This is a genomic window from Micromonospora sp. NBC_00858 (assembly GCF_045207365.1).
Lineage (GTDB): Bacteria > Actinomycetota > Actinomycetes > Mycobacteriales > Micromonosporaceae > Micromonospora.
Genome location: NZ_CP108828.1, coordinates 1106575 through 1124402, shown reverse-complemented (window position 1 = coordinate 1124402; position 17828 = coordinate 1106575). Strand labels below are relative to the sequence as shown.

Annotated in this window: 22 protein-coding genes and 1 pseudogene; 14 read left to right on the top strand and 9 right to left on the bottom strand. The window is 68.4% G+C overall.

The genetic code is table 11. The features are described from left to right. Positions 1-290: 290 nt before the first annotated feature. Entirely contained in the window at positions 291-431 is a 141-nt protein-coding gene (locus OG990_RS05235) for a hypothetical protein (protein WP_406079211.1), read from the bottom strand. A 120-nt stretch (positions 432-551) separates the two neighbouring features. Here OG990_RS05235 and OG990_RS05230 point away from each other — a divergent pair, with 120 nt between their 5' ends. The 3 genes from OG990_RS05230 to OG990_RS05220 are packed head-to-tail and all read left to right on the top strand — an operon-like array spanning position 552 to position 2323. After that, complete coding sequence (locus OG990_RS05230; protein WP_406079210.1) at positions 552-728, top strand: hypothetical protein; 177 nt, start codon at positions 552-554, stop codon at positions 726-728. Positions 729-776: 48 nt separating this feature from the next. Beyond that, positions 777-1211, top strand: a complete 435-nt coding sequence (locus OG990_RS05225; RefSeq protein WP_406079209.1) for a hypothetical protein — start codon at positions 777-779, stop codon at positions 1209-1211. Next, positions 1208-2323 (top strand): hypothetical protein, encoded by a 1116-nt coding sequence (locus tag OG990_RS05220; protein ID WP_406079208.1) that lies wholly within the window; start codon positions 1208-1210, stop codon positions 2321-2323. The genes OG990_RS05225 and OG990_RS05220 overlap by 4 nt, the downstream gene beginning before the upstream one ends. Here the strand turns inward: OG990_RS05220 and OG990_RS05215 are convergent. Both OG990_RS05215 and OG990_RS05210 read right to left on the bottom strand, forming a co-directional pair. Then, positions 2282-2599 carry a hypothetical protein gene (locus tag OG990_RS05215; protein ID WP_406079207.1) on the bottom strand — a complete coding sequence of 106 codons (318 nt, stop codon included), beginning with the start codon at positions 2597-2599 and terminating at the stop codon, positions 2282-2284. The two genes, OG990_RS05220 and OG990_RS05215, sit on opposite strands and share 42 nt — an antisense overlap. Positions 2600-2627: 28 nt before the next feature. Then, positions 2628-3107: pseudogene (locus tag OG990_RS05210) on the bottom strand (site-specific DNA-methyltransferase); the annotation flags it as partial. Positions 3108-3950: 843 nt separating this feature from the next. Here OG990_RS05210 and OG990_RS05205 point away from each other — a divergent pair. From OG990_RS05205 to OG990_RS05195, 3 genes are all read left to right on the top strand, one after another. Continuing rightward, a complete protein-coding gene (locus OG990_RS05205) occupies positions 3951-4166 on the top strand; it encodes a hypothetical protein (protein ID WP_406079206.1) in 216 nt (71 codons plus the stop codon). Between the two features lie 328 nt (positions 4167-4494). Continuing rightward, entirely contained in the window at positions 4495-5274 is a 780-nt protein-coding gene (locus OG990_RS05200) for an FkbM family methyltransferase (protein WP_406079205.1), read from the top strand. Positions 5275-5673: 399 nt separating this feature from the next. Further along, complete coding sequence (locus OG990_RS05195) at positions 5674-5832, top strand: hypothetical protein (protein ID WP_406079204.1); 159 nt, start codon at positions 5674-5676, stop codon at positions 5830-5832. 77 nt (positions 5833-5909) lie between these two features. On the opposite strand, the gene OG990_RS05190 is transcribed toward OG990_RS05195, so the two are convergent. Further along, on the bottom strand, positions 5910-6497 hold the full coding sequence (locus OG990_RS05190; RefSeq protein ID WP_406079203.1) for a hypothetical protein: 588 nt from the start codon (positions 6495-6497) through the stop codon (positions 5910-5912). Between the two features lie 128 nt (positions 6498-6625). Between OG990_RS05190 and OG990_RS05185 the strand changes: the two genes are divergently transcribed. Then, a complete protein-coding gene (locus tag OG990_RS05185; RefSeq protein ID WP_406079202.1) occupies positions 6626-7147 on the top strand; it encodes a hypothetical protein in 522 nt (173 codons plus the stop codon). A gap of 102 nt (positions 7148-7249) precedes the next feature. On the opposite strand, the gene OG990_RS05180 is transcribed toward OG990_RS05185, so the two are convergent. Next, on the bottom strand, positions 7250-8179 hold the full coding sequence (locus OG990_RS05180) for an alpha/beta hydrolase (RefSeq protein WP_406079201.1): 930 nt from the start codon (positions 8177-8179) through the stop codon (positions 7250-7252). Positions 8180-8998: 819 nt separating this feature from the next. On the opposite strand from OG990_RS05180, the gene OG990_RS05175 reads away from it, so the two are divergent. From OG990_RS05175 to OG990_RS05165, 3 genes are all read left to right on the top strand, one after another. Further along, complete coding sequence (locus OG990_RS05175) at positions 8999-9241, top strand: hypothetical protein (protein WP_406079200.1); 243 nt, start codon at positions 8999-9001, stop codon at positions 9239-9241. 69 nt (positions 9242-9310) lie between these two features. Continuing rightward, positions 9311-10675, top strand: coding sequence for an NAD(P)/FAD-dependent oxidoreductase (locus OG990_RS05170; protein WP_406079199.1), 1365 nt, complete (start codon positions 9311-9313; stop codon positions 10673-10675). Further along, positions 10659-11024 carry a siderophore-interacting protein gene (locus OG990_RS05165; protein ID WP_386983472.1) on the top strand — a complete coding sequence of 122 codons (366 nt, stop codon included), beginning with the start codon at positions 10659-10661 and terminating at the stop codon, positions 11022-11024. The genes OG990_RS05170 and OG990_RS05165 overlap by 17 nt, the downstream gene beginning before the upstream one ends. 202 nt (positions 11025-11226) lie before the next feature. On the opposite strand, the gene OG990_RS05160 is transcribed toward OG990_RS05165, so the two are convergent. Beyond that, positions 11227-11643: an ASCH domain-containing protein gene (locus OG990_RS05160; RefSeq protein WP_386983474.1), complete on the bottom strand. Its 417-nt coding sequence runs from the start codon at positions 11641-11643 to the stop codon at positions 11227-11229. 229 nt (positions 11644-11872) lie between these two features. On the opposite strand from OG990_RS05160, the gene OG990_RS05155 reads away from it, so the two are divergent. After that, positions 11873-12145, top strand: a complete 273-nt coding sequence (locus tag OG990_RS05155) for a hypothetical protein (RefSeq protein WP_406079198.1) — start codon at positions 11873-11875, stop codon at positions 12143-12145. Positions 12146-12227: 82 nt separating this feature from the next. Here OG990_RS05155 and OG990_RS05150 read toward each other — a convergent pair whose 3' ends face one another. After that, on the bottom strand, positions 12228-12929 hold the full coding sequence (locus tag OG990_RS05150) for a hypothetical protein (protein WP_386983477.1): 702 nt from the start codon (positions 12927-12929) through the stop codon (positions 12228-12230). Positions 12930-13723: 794 nt separating this feature from the next. Here OG990_RS05150 and OG990_RS05145 point away from each other — a divergent pair. Next, a complete protein-coding gene (locus OG990_RS05145) occupies positions 13724-13960 on the top strand; it encodes a hypothetical protein (RefSeq protein WP_386983479.1) in 237 nt (78 codons plus the stop codon). A 632-nt stretch (positions 13961-14592) separates the two neighbouring features. On the opposite strand, the gene OG990_RS05140 is transcribed toward OG990_RS05145, so the two are convergent. Further along, complete coding sequence (locus OG990_RS05140; RefSeq protein ID WP_328415114.1) at positions 14593-14733, bottom strand: hypothetical protein; 141 nt, start codon at positions 14731-14733, stop codon at positions 14593-14595. Positions 14734-15117: 384 nt separating this feature from the next. Between OG990_RS05140 and OG990_RS05135 the strand changes: the two genes are divergently transcribed. Together OG990_RS05135 and OG990_RS05130 are read left to right on the top strand one after the other, a co-directional pair. Further along, positions 15118-15861 (top strand): MBL fold metallo-hydrolase, encoded by a 744-nt coding sequence (locus OG990_RS05135; RefSeq protein WP_406079197.1) that lies wholly within the window; start codon positions 15118-15120, stop codon positions 15859-15861. A gap of 160 nt (positions 15862-16021) precedes the next feature. Beyond that, on the top strand, positions 16022-17389 hold the full coding sequence (locus OG990_RS05130) for a S8 family peptidase (protein ID WP_406079196.1): 1368 nt from the start codon (positions 16022-16024) through the stop codon (positions 17387-17389). Here the strand turns inward: OG990_RS05130 and OG990_RS05125 are convergent. Continuing rightward, positions 17296-17763 (bottom strand): YkgB family protein, encoded by a 468-nt coding sequence (locus OG990_RS05125; RefSeq protein ID WP_406079195.1) that lies wholly within the window; start codon positions 17761-17763, stop codon positions 17296-17298. The genes OG990_RS05130 and OG990_RS05125 overlap by 94 nt on opposite strands. Between the last annotated feature and the right edge of the window lie 65 nt (positions 17764-17828).

Here is a 17828-nt window from a genome sequence, read left to right as displayed (position 1 = left end):
GCACGGCGAACGCCATACAGGCGCAGCTCGACGAGCTGGCCGCGCCACGGTCAAAGTTCGCTCCGCGGTCAAATGCCCGCGAGGATCTACGCGCCGCGGGCCAGCCCGGGCGACACCGTCGACATTCCACCGGGCACGGTGGACGGAATGACCGAACCGTCTGGGCCAGCCCTGCAACGGGCGCGTGATGACGGCATTGAGGAGGGCTTCGACATCGGGTACCGCGCGAAGCTGGCGACCACGGGCTGACCCCGCTCCCCCGGGCTCGACGGCCGCGACTAGCCCGTGTTTCATAAGGTGCGGAGGTACTGGTTGATGGCCGCGATGGTCAGGGTGGCTTCGTAGCGCACGGCCAGCTTGTCGTAGCGGTGGCCATGGCGCGGTGTTGCTTGAGTTGGTTGATGCCGCAAGGCGATCGAGTGCGGGCTCAACCGCAATCACGGTGCCGGATGGCTAGTGGAGTCCGCCGATCCCGAAGCGGTGCACTATCTGCGGCCGGTGCTGGTGCACCCGGCCGGGCACCGGCCCGAGTTTCGCCGCACTGGCGGTGCATGCTGTTGTTGACGACGCGCGACGGCCAGCAGGTCTTATCCCTACTGGATGTCCTGCCCGCCTCGTTCGAGGACCTGCCCGAGACCCTGGACGCGGCCGCGAAGACCGAGGTCACCCACCGGCTGGAGTTGGGAGGCCTACTGACGCAGGCGCAATGGGCCGATCTCAACCCCTGACCTCGGTGCTGGTTGGCGGTGACGTGCCGCTCGGCCGATACTCGGCCGGTGATCTATGCGGCAGCGGGCGACTCGGCACCGGAGGGCGACGACGCCGAGCCCGTCAACCTCGACTGGGAGCGGGGCGGCAACCTCAACCGCTGTCGCGAGCCCGGGGATGTCGACGCGGCCTTCGACCGCGGGGAAGAGCACGTTGGGGTCGCGCTGATCGCTCTGGTCCACAACAACCCCGACACGGACGCAGTCCTGCCCAGGGTTGCCCGGGGGTTGTCGCCGAATCCGGAGACCCGCCGGCAGAGCCTGCTTGCCTTGATGCACACCGCCCGGCTCCACGGCCGGGTGGATGCCATCACCGTGGAGCTGCTCCACGGACTGCTGGACGACCGCACCCCGATCAGCGTCGGGAGCCCGTTGCTGGTTGACTGGAGTGCCTGGCATGATCTGGGCATGATCGAAAGAATCGAGTCCTTCGTCCGCCGGTGAGCGTGACACCCGAGCCTGGACTGCTCGGACCTCAGATATCGTTGTTTGATTACGCGTTGCGGTTGCATCGCGAGGATCCCGACTCGCCTCTTTTCCGTGATGGTGAGCCCTATCCGGATCACGAGCAGCATCGAGGTCGGAAGTCTCGTCCTCGAGCGCCGGAGGATCAGCGTTGCGGCGGCGCTGACGTCGCCGCCGTTTTGGACGCGCATTTCGCCGAGCCGTCTGCCGTACCAGGCGATCTCGCCGAGGCGTTCCATGACGTCTATGTTCCGATCCATCCCAATGAGCACATCGCGGCTGCGGCTTGTCGCGTGGAAGCTGAACGTGTCCGGGCAACCGGTCGCTGGCTTGTCCGCCATTCCACCGATCGCTGCGCTGCGACTGTTGGCCTGGCTTTGCTGGCCACCCTGTGGGATGACGACGACATCGCGTTGATCAAGACGATCGGGTTGTTGTCGAACCGCTTCGGTCCATTGGCCGCCCGCGCGCTGGAACGGCGGCGTGGCGGCTCGGACGCATTGCTGTGGCTGGCCGAGCGGGTCACGGGCTGGGGACGGGTGTATGTCGTGGAGGCCTTGTGCAAGGTTGGCGGCGCTGCGGCGCGACCGTGGATGCTGCGGCGTGCATGTGATGGGGACTACCTCAACCGCTACTTCGCCGGACAGGTCGCAACCGCGGCGCACCTGCATGAGGCGATCACCGCGGCGAGTCCCGACAGCGAGTTGGTCGATCACACTGGTCTGCTGCTGACCATCATGGCTGACAGTGGAGGCATGGGCATCACACTCGATCATTATCCGCCCGCCGCCGCTGTCTTGGAGGCCCACTACGAACACGCCGGTCGTCTGGAGCCGTCGGTGGAGCGTTTTGTCGTCGCCGCGCAATTGGCTGCGTATCTGCATCAGTCAGCAGCGGGACGAATGGGTTGGCCCGAGGGTGGACGAGAACGAATCCTGGGCGGCTACCTTTCCCTGCTGAATCGCGAGGACTGGTCCGCAGTCGCCCGCGCTGGGCTGGCCGCTGGTGATCACCGTTTCACCTGGCTTGCCGGGGCGCTGGCACCGGGCCTAGGGCTTCGGGCGTTTACCGACGGCGTGGACGACGAGTAGCGTCCCGGAGGCGGGCAGTGACGCGAACCGGTGGGTGAGGTCCAGCGCGTCGGCGCGGATGGTGCCCGCCGACACCCGCGCGACCGGGATCCCCACCGCGACGGCGAGCCGCTCGAGGCGGCGCACGTGGGCGTAGACGGCGGTGGGCTCCCAGCCGGTATCGGCGAAGACCGCCGCGTTGAACGTGGGGATCTCACCGCGCACGGCCAACAGCAGAAGGCAGGAGCTCTGCACTCCAGCCCCGAGACTCAGGTAACGGTGGGCGGGCGCACTCACGCGACCACCCCGCCCGCACAGCTGTTTTTCATGATGCCTGATCCCGGGTCGGGTCGCTCTGTGGCTTGCCGAGGACCAGGACGTCCTCGTGTGCGATGAGGTGCATCGGCACCCCGGACGAGCGGGCCTTGCGGACCTGTTGGAGTTGGAAGAACGACGGCCGGGCGACGAGCTGCCCACCGCGAACGGCGGCGAGCAGGGCGACGCACCGCTCGAGCGGTATGAAGCCGGCGGCGGTGCCGGCCGCCAGGACCGCTGAGGGCAGGTCAACCAGGTCGCCTCGCTTGCGCCACGGACGGGCGGTCACCACGACTACTCCGCCGGGGTGCAGCAGGGCGCGGCAGCCGCGCAGGATGTCGGTGAACCCGTCGACCAGCCCGGCCAGGGACGAGCGGTAGGCGAGATTGCCCTTGTCGTCGCCGTAGCGGTTGTCGAACTTGGCTACCCCGTCGGTACCGGGGCGGACGAGGCCGTGCACGGTCGGCCCATACGGTGGCGAGGTGCCGACCCCGCAGTCGTCACCACATGGATCGCGCCCAGGTCACCAACCTGGAGACGCTGTTCAGCACGATGCTGGCGGGATTCGAGTCTCAGCCCGCTACCCCTTAACAACGCCAGCCCGGCAGCCCCCAGGGCCGGCTGCGGTGGCTGGCAGGACTGGAAGGACCTGGCCCAGGCAAAGGAGCGCATCAGGGACGACGCCTGACTGCAGATGAGCGACGTGCAGCGAATGATCGAGTACTACCGTCCCGACCGGGCGGATCTTTTCCTCCGCACTGCCGGACGGGTAAAGGGCGTCGAGGTCATGCTGATCCGCGGATCGACATCCGACCCGGCCGGCGGCATAGTGCTGGTGATTCGCGTGCACGGCCGGACGCCGATCGTCGACTCGTGGAACCGGCGCAGCGGAGAGGACGGGCCTTGCCGTACTGCTTCCGGCTCGTCTACGACCGCACCCTCAACGATGGACCGGTCGACGGCCGCCATCCAGCCGAGCTGGTGGAGTGCCCTACCACCGCACCGATCAGCATCCTCGCGAGTTCCGCATTGCCTGCCGACGCTAACTGCCGACTGCCTTCCGGTAAATATGTCCGTTAAGCGACCGATCCAAGGCACGGTCGCTGGATCCGATGTTCGACCTCTTCAACGGGGCCTGACGAACACCCCCACCGCCAGTCGGCTGTTACGGCTGCCGCTCTTGTTCCAACGGCGACCCATCCGGGTCGGCGGACCTGGCGCTTGCCAGCTCTCGCCGCTGAACAGCGGGCGGTGACACGTCGAGTGCTGAGAGACCTGGGCGTGACCCCCTTACGCCTTGGCCCGTCGGGCTCGGCCGGTCACCTTCGTCGACGTGGTCGACGCAGGCTCGACGTTTGCCGAGCTGTTCGACCTTTTGAACGACTGGATCGTCGAGGTTCGCGAGCCCTGGGATGTCGTCCGGCGGAAGCTGCGCTTCGTCGGTGTCACGATGCGCCGCCAGACGAAGCCCGAAGACTTGGCGATGGCAGCTGCACGCCGACTGGACCCAGCGGCTTCCGGCGGGGGCGGTGGTCAACGTTTCCCTTGACCGCGCCGTCTTGGGAGTACGTCGGTAACCACCAGACGAAGCTCATTAGCTCGTTCCGGCCGGACCGGTGGCTCACAGCAGCGAAGGGGCCTGACCGCGACGACACAGGCCGACAGGCACTCGCCGAGGCCATCGCCGTGGTGGCCTACGGCCGCAGCGTCGCTGGACGTCGCGCACTCGAGCGGGCCGTCAACGGCGACCCGAGCCGTCGCCAAACGATGGCTACGGTCCCCGTCTACACCGTCCTAGGAGGCTGGGTATCCAGGGGTGCCCGGCAATGGACGCGAATCGCCCTCGCGTTGCTCCGGACGCGACTACGGTCAGACCAGTGGTCGATGACCTCAGCGCGGTGGAGGCACTCAAGGCGGACCCGGCCCTGTCCGGGTTGCGCCGCTCCCTGCAGGCGTACTACGGCAACCCGGCCCGCGAGGCGGCGATGGACGCGTTCTACGCGCCCCTGGTCCGCCCAGGGGACCTGGTCTTCGACGTCGGCGCGCACGTGGGCGACCGGCTCGGCAGCTTCCGGCGGCTGGGCGCCCGCGTGGTGGCCGTCGAGCCGCAACCGCTCTGCACCCGGGCCCTGCGCGCCCTCTACGCGCACGACGACCGGGTGACCGTGGTGGAGGCGGCGTGCGGGGCGTGTACCGGGCCGGTGCGGCTGCACGTCAACTCGGCGAACCCGACGATCTCCACGGCGTCGGCGGGCTTCCTGCAGGCCGCCGATGGGGCCGGCGGCTGGGAGGACGAGATCTGGGACGTCGAGATCGAGGTGGCCGGAACCACACTCGACAGCCTGGTCGCGGCGCACGGCGTGCCGGGCTTCGTGAAGATCGACGTGGAGGGGTTCGAGGACGCCGTGCTGGCCGGATTGAGCCGTCCTCTGCCAGCGCTGTCCTTCGAGTTCACCACCATCGAACGGGACCTGGCCGCGCACTGCCTGGACCGGCTCACCCGGCTGGGCTTCACCACGTTCACCGTGGCGCTCGGCGACGAGATGGCGTTCGCTCTTGATGGCTGGCGGCCGGCGGGCGAGGTGGCGGCGTACCTGCGGGCGCTGCCCCACGAGGCCAACTCGGGCGACGTCTACGCCCGCGCCCGGCCCGCCTGACCCTGCTCTTGCCGGAAACCTCGTCCGCCCAGGTCACGCGGCATGTTCGTACTCGTGAAGGATGCCGCCCAGGCGTTCACGCCTACGTAAGTCGAGGCGGGCGATCTGGCCTAGATCGGTGATCGCCCGAGGCAAGGGGTGCAGCGGTCGGGCGTTCGCGATGCGCTGATGCGGCCCATGGGAGTTGTAGAACCGCTCGAACTCCCGCAGGGCTTGGCAAAGGTGGCGCTGGTTCCAGATCAACGCGCGGTCCAGCAACTCACGCCGACAGGTCTGCACCCTGCCCTTGCCGAATACCTAATGGCATGGTGGGACCAGCTGTAAGCGGACCCTAACGGCGGGCGCAGGAGCCCGTTCCTCTCCCGACTGTCTCTCCCACCCGCGGCATGATGATCGGCTGTGCTGCTTCGACTGGCCTATCTCGGTGTGACGAACGCGTTCGCGTTACTGCGGCTGCTTTCGATGAGCGACCGGGACAAGGACGTCGGGATCCTGGCGCTGCGCCACCAGATCACCGTCCTCGAGCGACAGCTGCAGAAGCCCAGAGGGGTGTGCTAGCGGTCCAGCAGCGACCCCTCCTGGCGTAGATCGTTAGTCGTCGTCTAACGCACGAGGGTCGTCGATGGAGTGTCTCGTTAGCCGTGGTAGATGTTCTCGCGGTGCCAGGTGAAGTAGGCAGCGCTACGGGTTGTGTGGGCGTCCACTTTCCGGCCAGCCAGCAGTGCCAGCCGTTCAACTAGCCCGGGCGGATGCCCCGGATGGTCGGTGGCGATCACGTCGCCGGTGGAGTCAACGGCGATATATCCGGCCTCGAAGAGGGCGTCGCAGCCGAACAGGCATGCCGGCATGGCGATGTGGTCGAGGTCGCGGGCCTCCTGTTCCCTACAGACCGAGCGCTGTTTGATGTGAGCGGCTCGGAGGAACCGGGCGGGGTAGATCTCACCGCAGATCGCGCAGGCCGCGTCGGTGGCTGAGCCGAAGAGGCGTTGGCGCAGCAGGGCTTGCTCACCACGGTGAGTGGTAGTGGCGGACCGCTCGAGGTCGCCTTCGAAGGTGAAGGCGCTGGTAGTGGTGCCGAGCTGCGGCGCAGCATCGAGGCTGCCGACGAGGACGAACAGATCGCCCTGGCCGCGTCCGGGGCGCTGACCGAGCGCCGGGGCCGCTGGTTCGATTCCAGCCGGGGGCGAACACGGTCGAAAGCCCGAGTGGTCAGGGGCCTGCATGCAAAGCGGGTGCACGCCGGTGACCTTCGTCCTGTCCCGGCGCTGACTGGGTTTCACCGCGTATCGCAGTCCGGGCCGACCCGCGGCTCCGCGCGCACATCGGCGCAGGTGCGGCACTGGATGACCAGGTGCCCGCCGCAGTTACCTCCGCCTTCGCACCCGAGCGCATCGAACTGACGATCACCGCGATGGCCGACACCCAGCCCCTGGAGCACCCACCCGCTCCGACCATCGCCCCAAAAACGATCATCACCGAATGCGACGCCAAGCTGGAACGCTACCGGGCAGCCCTCGACGCCGGGGCCGACCCAGCGGTCGTCACCGCATGGATCGCGCAGACCCAGGCCGAACGCGCTCGCGCCGAGGCCGACGTCTACGCGAACGCGGGCAACAGCCCGCGACGGATGAGCCGAGCAGAAATCAGGAGCTTGGTCCAAGCGCTCGGCGACGTCGCCGCCGTGCTCCGCGACGCCGATCCCGCCGACAAGGCCGAGGTCTACCGGCAACTCGGACTCCGGCTGAACTACCAGCCTGAAACGCAAACGGTGCGCGCTGCAGTCGATCACAGCGCGCACCGTGGGGTAATGGTTTGTGTCCGAGGGCGACACGAACCGTTGCCCCACCGCCGATCACGATCGGCAAGACCTTGAGGCTCACACAACTTTAGGTGCTTGGTGGCCTCTTCGGGCCCGCCGAAGTAGTCACCGAGCAGGAGGCCCTGGTCAATGCGTTGCCGGCGAGATTGGCGTCGGTTACCTGACTGGGTTAAGGCCGCGCCGGAGCACATCGACTGTTTCGGCGGCTTGGCGCCGGGATACGGCCGCGCCCGTGATGGTGGCCGATCGGTGGAAGGTGCCGGGGAACAGGTGCAGCTCAACCGACACGCCGGCATTCAGCAGGCCGGATGCGTAGGCCAAGCCCTCGTCACGCAGCGGGTCATTCTCGTAAACCGATACGTACGCCGGGGGGAGGCCGGAGAGATCGTCGGCGCGGGCCGGTGCCGCGTAGGGAGGAACGGCCCCGTCACGGCCCCCCAGGTAGTGCCGCCAGCTCAGCACCGCGTCACCATGGTTCCATAGCGGGGTGTCGCCGAACGTACGCATCGAGGTTGTGTCCAGCCGGTCATCAACCTCGGGGGCGTCGAGCAGTTGGAAGCACAGAGGTGGTCCGCCGCGGTCGCGGGTGAGCAGCGTCAGTGCTGCGGCGAGGCCGCCGCCGGCGCTCATGCCGTACACGCCGATCCGTGCGGCATCGACGCCGAGTCCATCGTTTTCGGAGGCGATCCAGCGCAACACGGCCTCGCAGTCATGCAGGGCAGCCGGGTACGGATGCTCAGGGGCCAGCCGGTAGCCGACCCCCACGACGACTGCGTGAACTTGGGTGCACAAGTCCATGGCCTGTGCGGTGACCGTCTCCAGGTCGCCCATAACGAATCCGCCGCCATGCAGCAGGAGCAGAGCGGGAAGTGGGCCAGTGACGTTGGGCGGCGTGCAGACCCTGACTGGCACGCAGTTGCCATCCATACCAAGCACCTCGTGGTCGGCAACGATGACCTCGCCCCGTGGGGGCCGTTGCGCGCCCGCAGCGAGCTCCCGCATCCGGGCGCGGGCCCCGGCGAGGTCGTGGATGTGCAGGTCCGGCAGCGTGGGCAGGGCTGCTGCCAGCTCGGGATCCAGGTACACGCTGCGACCCCCTTGCCAACTGGTGACAGTGTCCTACGGGGCAACCCGGCCCTGCCACTGCCGTTGACGTTCCTGGCGCAGAGACGGACCAGGCACCGGTCCTCGCGCAGATCGGACTGCTCACGCTGAACCAACTTCCAGCCCTGAGCCGTGGTCAAGCTTCCGTTCTCACCGACGACACCAGCAGGCTGAACCACCCGAACCGGTCACCAGCGCACTGAACGCCCGTCAGTCGCCGTAGACCGCGCTGCCACGCGCTGATCCTGCTTCTCTGCTGGCAATGTACCAAGTAGGCCACGCGCCACGAGCTGTATCCCGGTGCGCCCCGCACATTTGGCCGCTTCCCACCGGAGCGTTAACTCACATTTGTTCGCGCCGTACGCGAGTCGTGGAGCCTTGTCCTCGTCGCCGCGTCCCAGCGGGGGCCGTGAGCCGTCCAGGTCTACTTGGCGGATTCGGCGACTGACTGGCTCCCGCCCGGCGGCGTCGCGTCGCCGTCGCCGAGTGCGAAGCGAAGCTCGGGCGGTACCGTACCCGACCAAGCCCCGGGCCGACGATCAGCCCCGCCGCACGCGCAGCCGGGGCGCCGTTGGAACCGAACTTCTGGCACTCCGCTCGCTACCCGCGCCGATCGCCGATCCAGACAGGATCATCCATATCGACATACGCTGACGTGATCGGCTCAGCGGCGTCCTCCACGAGTACCAACATGCCGCCTGATGCGATGACCTGTGCGGATGGGGTTTTCGGCAAGGGCAGCGTTGGAGCGGCTCTTCGCGGCGAACGTGACCAGCCTGTCCGACGGCAACGGCGCATTGGGTGGGCGTCGCCCGGCGGCTGCTGGCGGGAGTGGTGTGCGTGGCGAAGTACCTGAACGCGATCACCTGGTTCTGGGACGGCGTCGACGTGCAGTGGGCGAACACGAACGGCCAGACGTCCGCCGTGCTGCGGCGCGACGGCAACGTGTACGTGCTCACGGTCAGCGCCTCGACCGACGGCATCAATCACGTACTGTGGATGACGAACCCCGCGAAGACCGCAGCGGTGTCCGGACCGGCCTGATCCGCCGACGTCACAAACCAGCGTGCTATCCGGTCATAGCTGGCGACGGCGAGAGGAACGGAGGACACCGTGCAAACGATTCTGGTGGTCGGCGGCGGCTACGCCGGCTTCTACACGGCCTGGAAGCTGGAGGAGAAGCTTCGGCGGGACGAGGCACGGGTCGTCGTGGTCGATCCGCGCCCGTACATGACGTATCAGCCGTTTCTCCCCGAGGTGCTGGCCGGATCGGTCGAGGCGCGGCACGCCGCGGTGTCGCTGCGCCGGCACCTACGCCGGGCCACGCTCATTTCGGGTACGGTCGTCGCGGTCGACCATGCACACCGGACGGCTACTGTGCAGCCGGCCGAGGGTCCGGAGTTCGCGCTCGGCTACGACATCATCGTCGTCACCGCCGGCGCGGCGACCCGCAAGCTGGCCATTCCCGGCGTGGCGGAGCAGGCGATCGGTATGAAGCACGTCGAGGAGGCGGTGGCGATCCGGGATCGGCTGCTGACCGCCTTCGACCGGGCCTCGACGCTCGAGCCGGGGCCGCTGCGCCGGCGGCTGCTCACCGTGACGTTCGTGGGCGGTGGGTTCTCCGGCGTCGAGGGCTTCGGTGAGCTGCTGTCCTTGGCGACGTCGCTGATGCGGGCGTACCCCGAGCTGAACCCTGCCGAGCTGCAGTTCCACCTGGTGGAGGCCCGGGACCGGATCCTTCCGGAGGTCTCCGACGGACCCGGGCAATGGGTAGTGCGGTCGCTGGAGAAGCGCGGGGCACGCATACACCTCAATGCCCAATTGATCTCTGTGCGCGACGGTCACGTGGTGCTGTCGACCGGGGAGGAGTTCAACTCCGATCTGATCGTGTGGACCGTCGGCAACGCCGCCAATCCGATGGTGCGCAGCCACACCGACCTGCCCATCGACGGGCGCGGGATGCTGATCGTACGAGCCGACCTGCGGGTCGGCACCGAGAGCGAACCAGTGCCGGACGCCTGGGGTGCCGGCGACGACGCGGCGATTCCGGACCTTGCCGTGAGCCGACCCGGCGCCGTGACGGTGCCGAACGCCCAGCACGCCGTGCGGCAGGGAAAGCTTCTGGCGAGGAACATCGTGGCCACCCTCCGCGGGCGGACGGCGAAGCAGTACGTGCACCGCAGCCTCGGCACCGTCGCCACGCTGGGCCTCGGTCGGGGCATCTTCCAGTACCGGGGCATCGTTATCAAGGGGCTGCCGGCCTGGCTGATGCGCCGGGGATACCACGTCCTCGCCGTACCGAGCTGGGAACGGAAGACCCGGGTGCTGGCGGTCTGGCTGACCGCCGCGGTGTTCGGCCGCGACATCGTCTCGCTGGCCTCGCTGCAGGATCCCCGCCGCGCATTCGTCACCGGCGACGACCCGGTGGAGCCACCCGCGCACCCGCCTATCCGGTCCCAGCATGTTCAATCGGCATGACAATGTCATGCGCAGGTTCGCCGAGGCCTGCCGACTAGGAGACATCGCCGCCCTCCGTGCGGCCCTGGGCGCTGACGCGATCGCGGTGTGCGACGGCGGCGGGCTGCTGCCCGCCGCGATGAGTCCCATTCACGGCGCGGAAGACGTTGCCCAGATGGCCGCGGTCCTGCTGGCCGGGCAACCGGACGCCGAACTGACCATCGAGGCCGTCAACGGCCGTGCCGGGCTGGCCCTGCGCCGCTCCGGCCAGGCTATCGCGGTGGTCGGCATCAAGACGGCCGACGCCAGGGTCGCCGTCCTCTGGATCGTGCTCAACCCGGCCAAGCTGAGCGGCTGGCACCGCCGTTGACCAGCCTTGTATCAGCGATACATGGTTCCGAACGGCCAGTGGGCCCGGCTTGAACCGTTGCACTCCGCAGCCGGAGCTAGACGCAGCAATGACATGGCCGACAACCTAACACTTAGGATCGCTTAGCCAATCGGCCTGCGGCGGGTACACCCTGTCCAGCTGATCCTCCCGGACTCTCGTCGTGCCGGATGCCAGCCACCGATCACACGGGCTTGACCACTCGGAATCGTTCGGCAACGACGAGAGTGTCATCGTCAATGACGGGGGTGCGACCCAGGAACTCGCTCACGCCATCACCCTGGAAGAACTCTTCGTGGGCTGCCCGCCACTGTGCAACGTCGGAGTAGCCGCGCCCCTCGGCTCGCGCGAAATCATCGTCAATTTCCTTCATGGGAACGACCCGTACGTCGACGAGCTCGATCGTGACGGCCGGACGACCCTCGGAATCGAGCACTGAGAACCGCTGGCCGGTCTGCGGCACTACCTCTCCGGCGTGCTCATAGATCTCCAGGAGGCCCGTGAGCGCGGTCTTCTGACCGCTCACGATCGCCGCCACGCCACGGTCACGTTCTGGTCCGGGAAAAGCGAGTTCAAGAGTCGGAAGATCGTCATGTCCCATCGGGAGAGGGTACGAAGCCCGGTCGCGTTGATCAATGCTCATCGCCTCGCTGGCCCCGACACCCACAGCAAGCACTTTCACAGCACACCTGATATGTAAGCCGATGGCCCCACGGGACGTACGCCACGATGGTGCGCAACACCGCCCGCCACGGATGCCGCGCCTGAGGAGTGGTGCTCGGATCTACCACGGGAAACCTTCCTGGGTACGGTCGTCGGCTGGCGCCGACATGGCGGTGGCCGAACAGCACGCGGCCGAGGTGCGGGAGCGGATGGAGCGCCAGGTTTCACTGGGGCCGCTGGGAGTCGGGCCGGTCGCGATCATGCTGCCCGAGGCGGCGAAGGCCGCCGGCGTCGAGCGGGTGGCGTGGTTAGCGGCGATCCTCGCCGTCGCCGGCGCGATCACCCGCGTGCTGGCGGTGCCGTCCGTCAACGCGTTCTTCCAGCAGGTGTTCCCGCCGCTGGCCGCCGCTCCGAAGACCGAGCTGCGGCGGGAGGCGTGAGGATGTGGCGTGGCGGTGGCCTCGACCGCCCGGTGGCGACACGTCACGGCTCGGCTCACCGGCACAGCCGCGGGATGCCTGGTCAGGTGGCCTTGACGAACGCCTCGGTGACGAGGGGATAGAGCTTGGCGACCATCGCCTGGGACTTCTTGAGGTCCCCGTCGCCGTCGGAGGCATCCAGGTTGAGCACGTAGGAACCGCGCGCCATCATGATCGTGCACTGGCTGAGAGGGCCGTCGTCCGTCTGCTGGCGCTCGCAGAAGGTCACCACGTCCGGATTCGCCGGTACCCCGGCCGGGGTCCATGGCACGATCGTCGCGGTCCGGCCTTCGCCCGTCCGATACGACCGGCACGTCTGCAACACCGTTCGTAGCTCGCCGATCAGCTTGCGGCCGGGCACGGTCAGGTAGCCGATGACGTACTGGCGGATCCAGATCGGCGACTTCACCCAGCGGCGTTCGCGACCAGCGGAGGCGAGCCGATCCGACGGCAGGATGTCGCGACAGAGCGAACGCAGCCGCCAGTCGTCGGAGTTCTCACTGGTGTGCTCCGCAGTCTCCTGGCGAAACGTCGACAGGTCCGCGAGCGCGAGCCGCGCCTGCCGGCCCGCCTCCTCCTTGTTCTTCGGCGCGGGTCGAGGCGGTGGCGGCGCCGGCTTGGCCGTCGGCGAAGCGGGGGCCGCCGCCGCCTGCCACCGCGCCCCGGCCGGCTCCGCAGCGCCACAGGCTGCGAGCCCGCCTACGACCAGCAGCAACAGAATGATCGGCACAACAGGGCGACGCATCGCGGGACGTTTCCTTCCGTAGGTGGACCGGGCCCGCCCGGGGGCCCCAGTCCACCTGCGTCGCCGCGCCTCGCCGCGTTACGTCAGGCCGGCAGGTAGTCGAAGCTCCGGCCGGTGGGGGCGCTTCCTGCTGTTCGGGCTACTTCACCCGCCAGCGCGGCGGCACAGTCTCGCTCTCTGCCGCGTACTCCACAAAGACCGGCCGCTTCTTCGCGGGTACCGGGAAGGTGATCCAGCCACGAACGCACCGGCCCGGCGCCAACTCCTTCTCACCCCACGGGTACTCCGGGCCGGCGATCTGCAGCTGATATACCAGACGGTGCTGAACCAGGCTAATTCGGCCACGGACCTGTGCCGGTGGCTGCACGGTCCGACGCTGCAGCGCTTGTGGCCAAGCTTGTGGCTCCCGGCCCGGCTGCGGGCGTTATGGCAGGCACGCTTCCCTGAGCTGACCACGCCGCCCCAGGCGCTGGCCGGTTCACCTCCGCCTGGCGGAGATCGGGCTGCGGGTCGCTGCCGCTACGGGTTCGCGTTGGCCGGCGGGTACGCCGCGCAGGCCCACGGCATCCTGGACCGCCCGAGCGAGGACGTTGACCTGTTCACGGCGTGGGAGCGACGTGGCGAGTTCGCCGCAGCAGTGGACGCCGTCACGCCGCCGCTGTCTGCCTGGTGCTGCTGCTCGGCGGCGCCGTGCTCTCCAGCGGCGGACTCGACGACATCCTCGACCAGGACCAGAACCAGGACCGGCTGCCATCGGCGCGGTCTACCGCCAGGGCGAGAAGGCACGCCAGGCGTTGGAGGACTCCGGAATCACGCTGCCGACGGAGCCGACCTGCGAGGACGCCTTCCACCGGACCGGTGCCGACACCGAGCGCAGCTCGGTGACTCGGCGGACCGGTGACAACAAGGAGGACACGGCCTTCGCCGAGCTGCGCAAGCTGTCGTTCATCAACGGCTTCCTCGGCCGGCCGAACAACCTGCCCGCCACCCCGCTGCCCTCGACCCCGGCGGCATCGACGTCGGCGAACTGACCGACCCGCACCCCCTCCGTGAGCAAGTGCGTATGGCCAATCGACGGCTTATTTGCGGATTAAATCTGCCATAAGCGGCGCCCGGGGGTCAGTGGGCGCCGATACTCTTCACCGCGCGGAAGGTCGGGGTCCGAAGGACGGCCGCTCCCGAGCCGCTCGAGGCAGTCGACCGCCAAGGGCAACGACCCCGGCCCTTCCGTCCAAACGTCAGCCGCCGGCGTTTCAGCGGATCCGTTTCGCGGCGTACGCCTTGCGCCGTACCGGCGTCACGCCCGCCGCGACCGCGGATCCTGCCCTGGTCCCCAGCACTGATCGAGCTGAACCCGGGAACAGGCTCCCGCTCACCTGACTACGGCCAGACAGGGCACCCCTACCCGCTCCGGCGCAGTCACGTCCTTCTACCCGCGCCGACGGCCGAATATGCAACGCGCGGTTACGGGAAGGTTCCAGGTGCCGCTGTCCTTGAGCCCCCCGGCAGGCGCCGATTCGACAATGTCCTCGAACACGCGTCTTGGCACATATTATTCGCGGTCTTCGTCGAGTTTGACGATCATCACGACGACCTCCAGGCTGTTACACCTCCCGCTTGCCGCCGCGCTGGTGACGATCCTCGCCGTACGCTGACGGCCAGCTCAGGCCTCGAGGATCCGCCAGCAGGCCTCTCGCGCGGCGGCCAGGTACTCCGGGTCGAGGCCGGCGAACAGCCATACGTACCGGTCCGCCGACGGCCGTACCGGGGCGTCGCGGATGCCGGAGAGCGCCTCGGCCACCATCGGCGCGCCCTGGATGAGCGCCGGTTCGACCGGGGGTCGGCCGCGTCGGGTCGGGCGCTGACCAGCCGGTCCAATGCGCGGGCGGCGGTGGCGAGGGCGACGACCGCCTCGTACCCGGGACGAGTTGCGCTGGTACCAGGAACTCGGCCAGCGGGCGGGCGGGCAGGCGGTCCGGACGGGACCGGCCGGCTGTCCGGCGCTTCGTCCGGCTCCACCCGCACGGCCGGTGGCTCGGCCTGCGGCTGCCAGACGACGCTGAGCGCAACCGCGGACACCGATGCGGCAGTCGGCCGGCACCGCGGTGTACCTCCGGGTGGGCCCTCAGATAGACGCAGTGGCACAAAGTGGTTCGGCTGTGACAGGCCGGTCGGTACAGTCTCCAGGATGCGGCTCACCGTTCTCGGCGGCTGTGGTGTCTGGCCCGAGGCGGGCCAGGCATGCAGCGGCTACGTCGTGGAACATGACGACTTCCGGCTGCTCGTCGACGTCGGCTACGCGACGATGCCGCGGCTGCTGGAACACCTCAGCGTCGACCAGGTCGACGCGGTGTTCATCAGCCACGGCCATCCCGATCACTGCGCAGATCTCAATCCCCTGCTGCGGGCACGTACGCTGCGCGACGCGCGTCCCCCACCGCTACCCGTGTACGCGCTGCCGCGTGCGCTGGACGCGGTGTTGGCGCTGGACCGTCCCGGCATGCTGGACGACGGCTACGTGCTGCACGAGTTCACCGCCGGCAGCGAACTCGAGATCGGCCCGTTCCGCGCCCAGACCCGGCTGCTGCCGCACTGGGTGCCAAACGCCGGCGTGCGGCTGGCCGCCGGCGGCCGAGTGCTCACGTACACCGGTGACAGCGGCCCGAGTTCCGACGTGGTCGACCTGGCCCGCGGCGCTGACCTGCTCGTGGCCGAGGCAACCTACGTGCACGAGGTGCCGGAGGACTCGAAGGGTTACCAGTCGAGCGCGCTTCACGCGGGTCGGCAGGCTGCGGCGGCCGGCGCCGGACGCCTGCTCCTGACGCATCTGCGGCCGGGTACGGACCATGCCACCGCCCGAGCCGCGGCCCGCGACGAGTACGACGGTGAGGTCGCTGTCGCTACCGCGGACATGATTGTGGATCTTCCCTAGACCTGGGCATCCGGGCCTCCCTGCACCGACGCAGGTCTACCTGACCTGCGGCCAAGCCGTTGGCCGCGGTGAAGAGGCCCTCGGTGAGTTCGTCCCACGGCCGGAGCCGGGGCATCTTCTGGCCGAGGGCCTCCGCGAGGAAGTGGAAATCCTTGCAGGCGTGGAGTCCGTCGCCTCCACCACCGGCCTCGGCACCCAGCTCGACGACGGCGGCACTCTCGAGACAGTGGACGCGACGGCCCAGGCGGCGACGGGCAACCCGACCGGCGAGCCACTGTGGGGCCTGCAATGGGACATGCCGCAGATCCACCTGCCCGAGGCGCACGCAGTGACCACCGGAAGCCCCAACGTGGTCGTGGGCGTGCTCGACAGCGGCATCTCCAGCACCCACCCTGATCTGGCCACGCAGATTGCGAAGGACAAGAGCACTTCCTGCCTCGGCGGCATGATCGACACGGCTGAGGCCGCGTGGAATCCCACCACATCGGACCATGGCACCCACGTCGCCGGCACGATCGCCGCCGCGATCAACGGTGTCGGTGTCGCCGGCGTGGCGCCCGGCGTGAAGGTCGCCTCGGTGAAGGTCGTTAACGACGACGGCTTCATCTACCCCGAGGCGGCGGTGTGCGGCTTCATCTGGGCCGCCGAGCACGGCATGCAGATCACCAACAACAGCTACTTCATCGACCCCTGGGAGTTCAACTGCCGCAACGACGCGCGCCAGCGCCCGGTGTGGCAGGCCGTGCAGCGGGCGATCCGCTACTCGCAGAACAAGGGCGTGCTGAACATCGCCTCCGCGGGCAACTCCAACGTCGACCTGCAGCACAAGTTCATCGACAGCGGAAGCCCCAACGACGGCAGCTTCCCGGTCGAGGAACGCACCATCACGGGTGCCTGCGTCGACCTGCCGGCTGAGGCGCCGGGCGTAGTGACCGTGTCAGCGGTTGGCCCGACGCAGCAGAAGAGCTACTACTCCTCCTACGGGCAGGGAGTCGTGGAGGTGACCGCTCCCGGTGGGGACACGCGATTCCGCACCGGCGGTTCGCCCTCGACGCTGCCCGACGCCATCTTGTCAACCACCTTCAACACCGTGACGAAGACCAACGGCTGGGGCTACAAGCAGGGCACGTCGATGTCCGGCCCGCACGCGGCCGGTGTCGCGGCGCTCGCGCTTTCGGCGCACCCGAATATGCAGCCTGCCACGCTGGCGTCGTTCCTGCAGCGCACCGCTGACGCGCTGCCGTGCCCGGCGGGCGTCTACAACCCGGTGCCGAAACTCGCCGGCTTCGAGGAGACGTCCAGCGGCGGGGCACGTAACAGTGTGGCTGACACAGCCGACCGGGAGCGCGGTGCTGCTGCCTTCTCGCTGCCCTGCGTCGGCCCAGGCGCTGTCATTGTCGTACGCGTCCAGCGCTCCGAGCGCACTGCCGGGCATTATCGGTGGCGGGCGACGCGCAGCGACTCGGCAGCTGTCAGGAGAGCGGCACCGAGGAGCACTGTGTCCTTCAACAGGAATTGCCCCAGCTGAGAAAGGCTGAACATCCCCTGCCCTTCCTGCCGAGTCCCGGGCGCCGTAGCCAGGAAACTGAGCGTGGTGAGGAACATCCCCGCCGCCCCGAAGCTACCGATCGCCGACGCTTTGGGCGCAAACGGCTTCGCGGCGATCAGAGAGCCCACGGTGATCTCCGTGACCCCGATGAGTCGGTTGAGCTTTTGTGCGCCCAGCTTCTCTCGAAACCGCGAGAACAGCGGACTCGAGGTGACCAGGGGCTCGTCGTTTTCGACCTCGTACTGCTTGAATTTGAGCGCACCGATCCACAAGATGTTCGTCGCCAGTGCGGAGCGCAGGACCGAGAAGCCGACGGAAGCGAGGTCATCGGCCGAGGCGTGTCGTGTGCCCATCGCTCGCTCCTAGTCGCTGTGTCGACGGCTGGCGTGCCGGGGACCATTACCCGCTGGGACCCGCC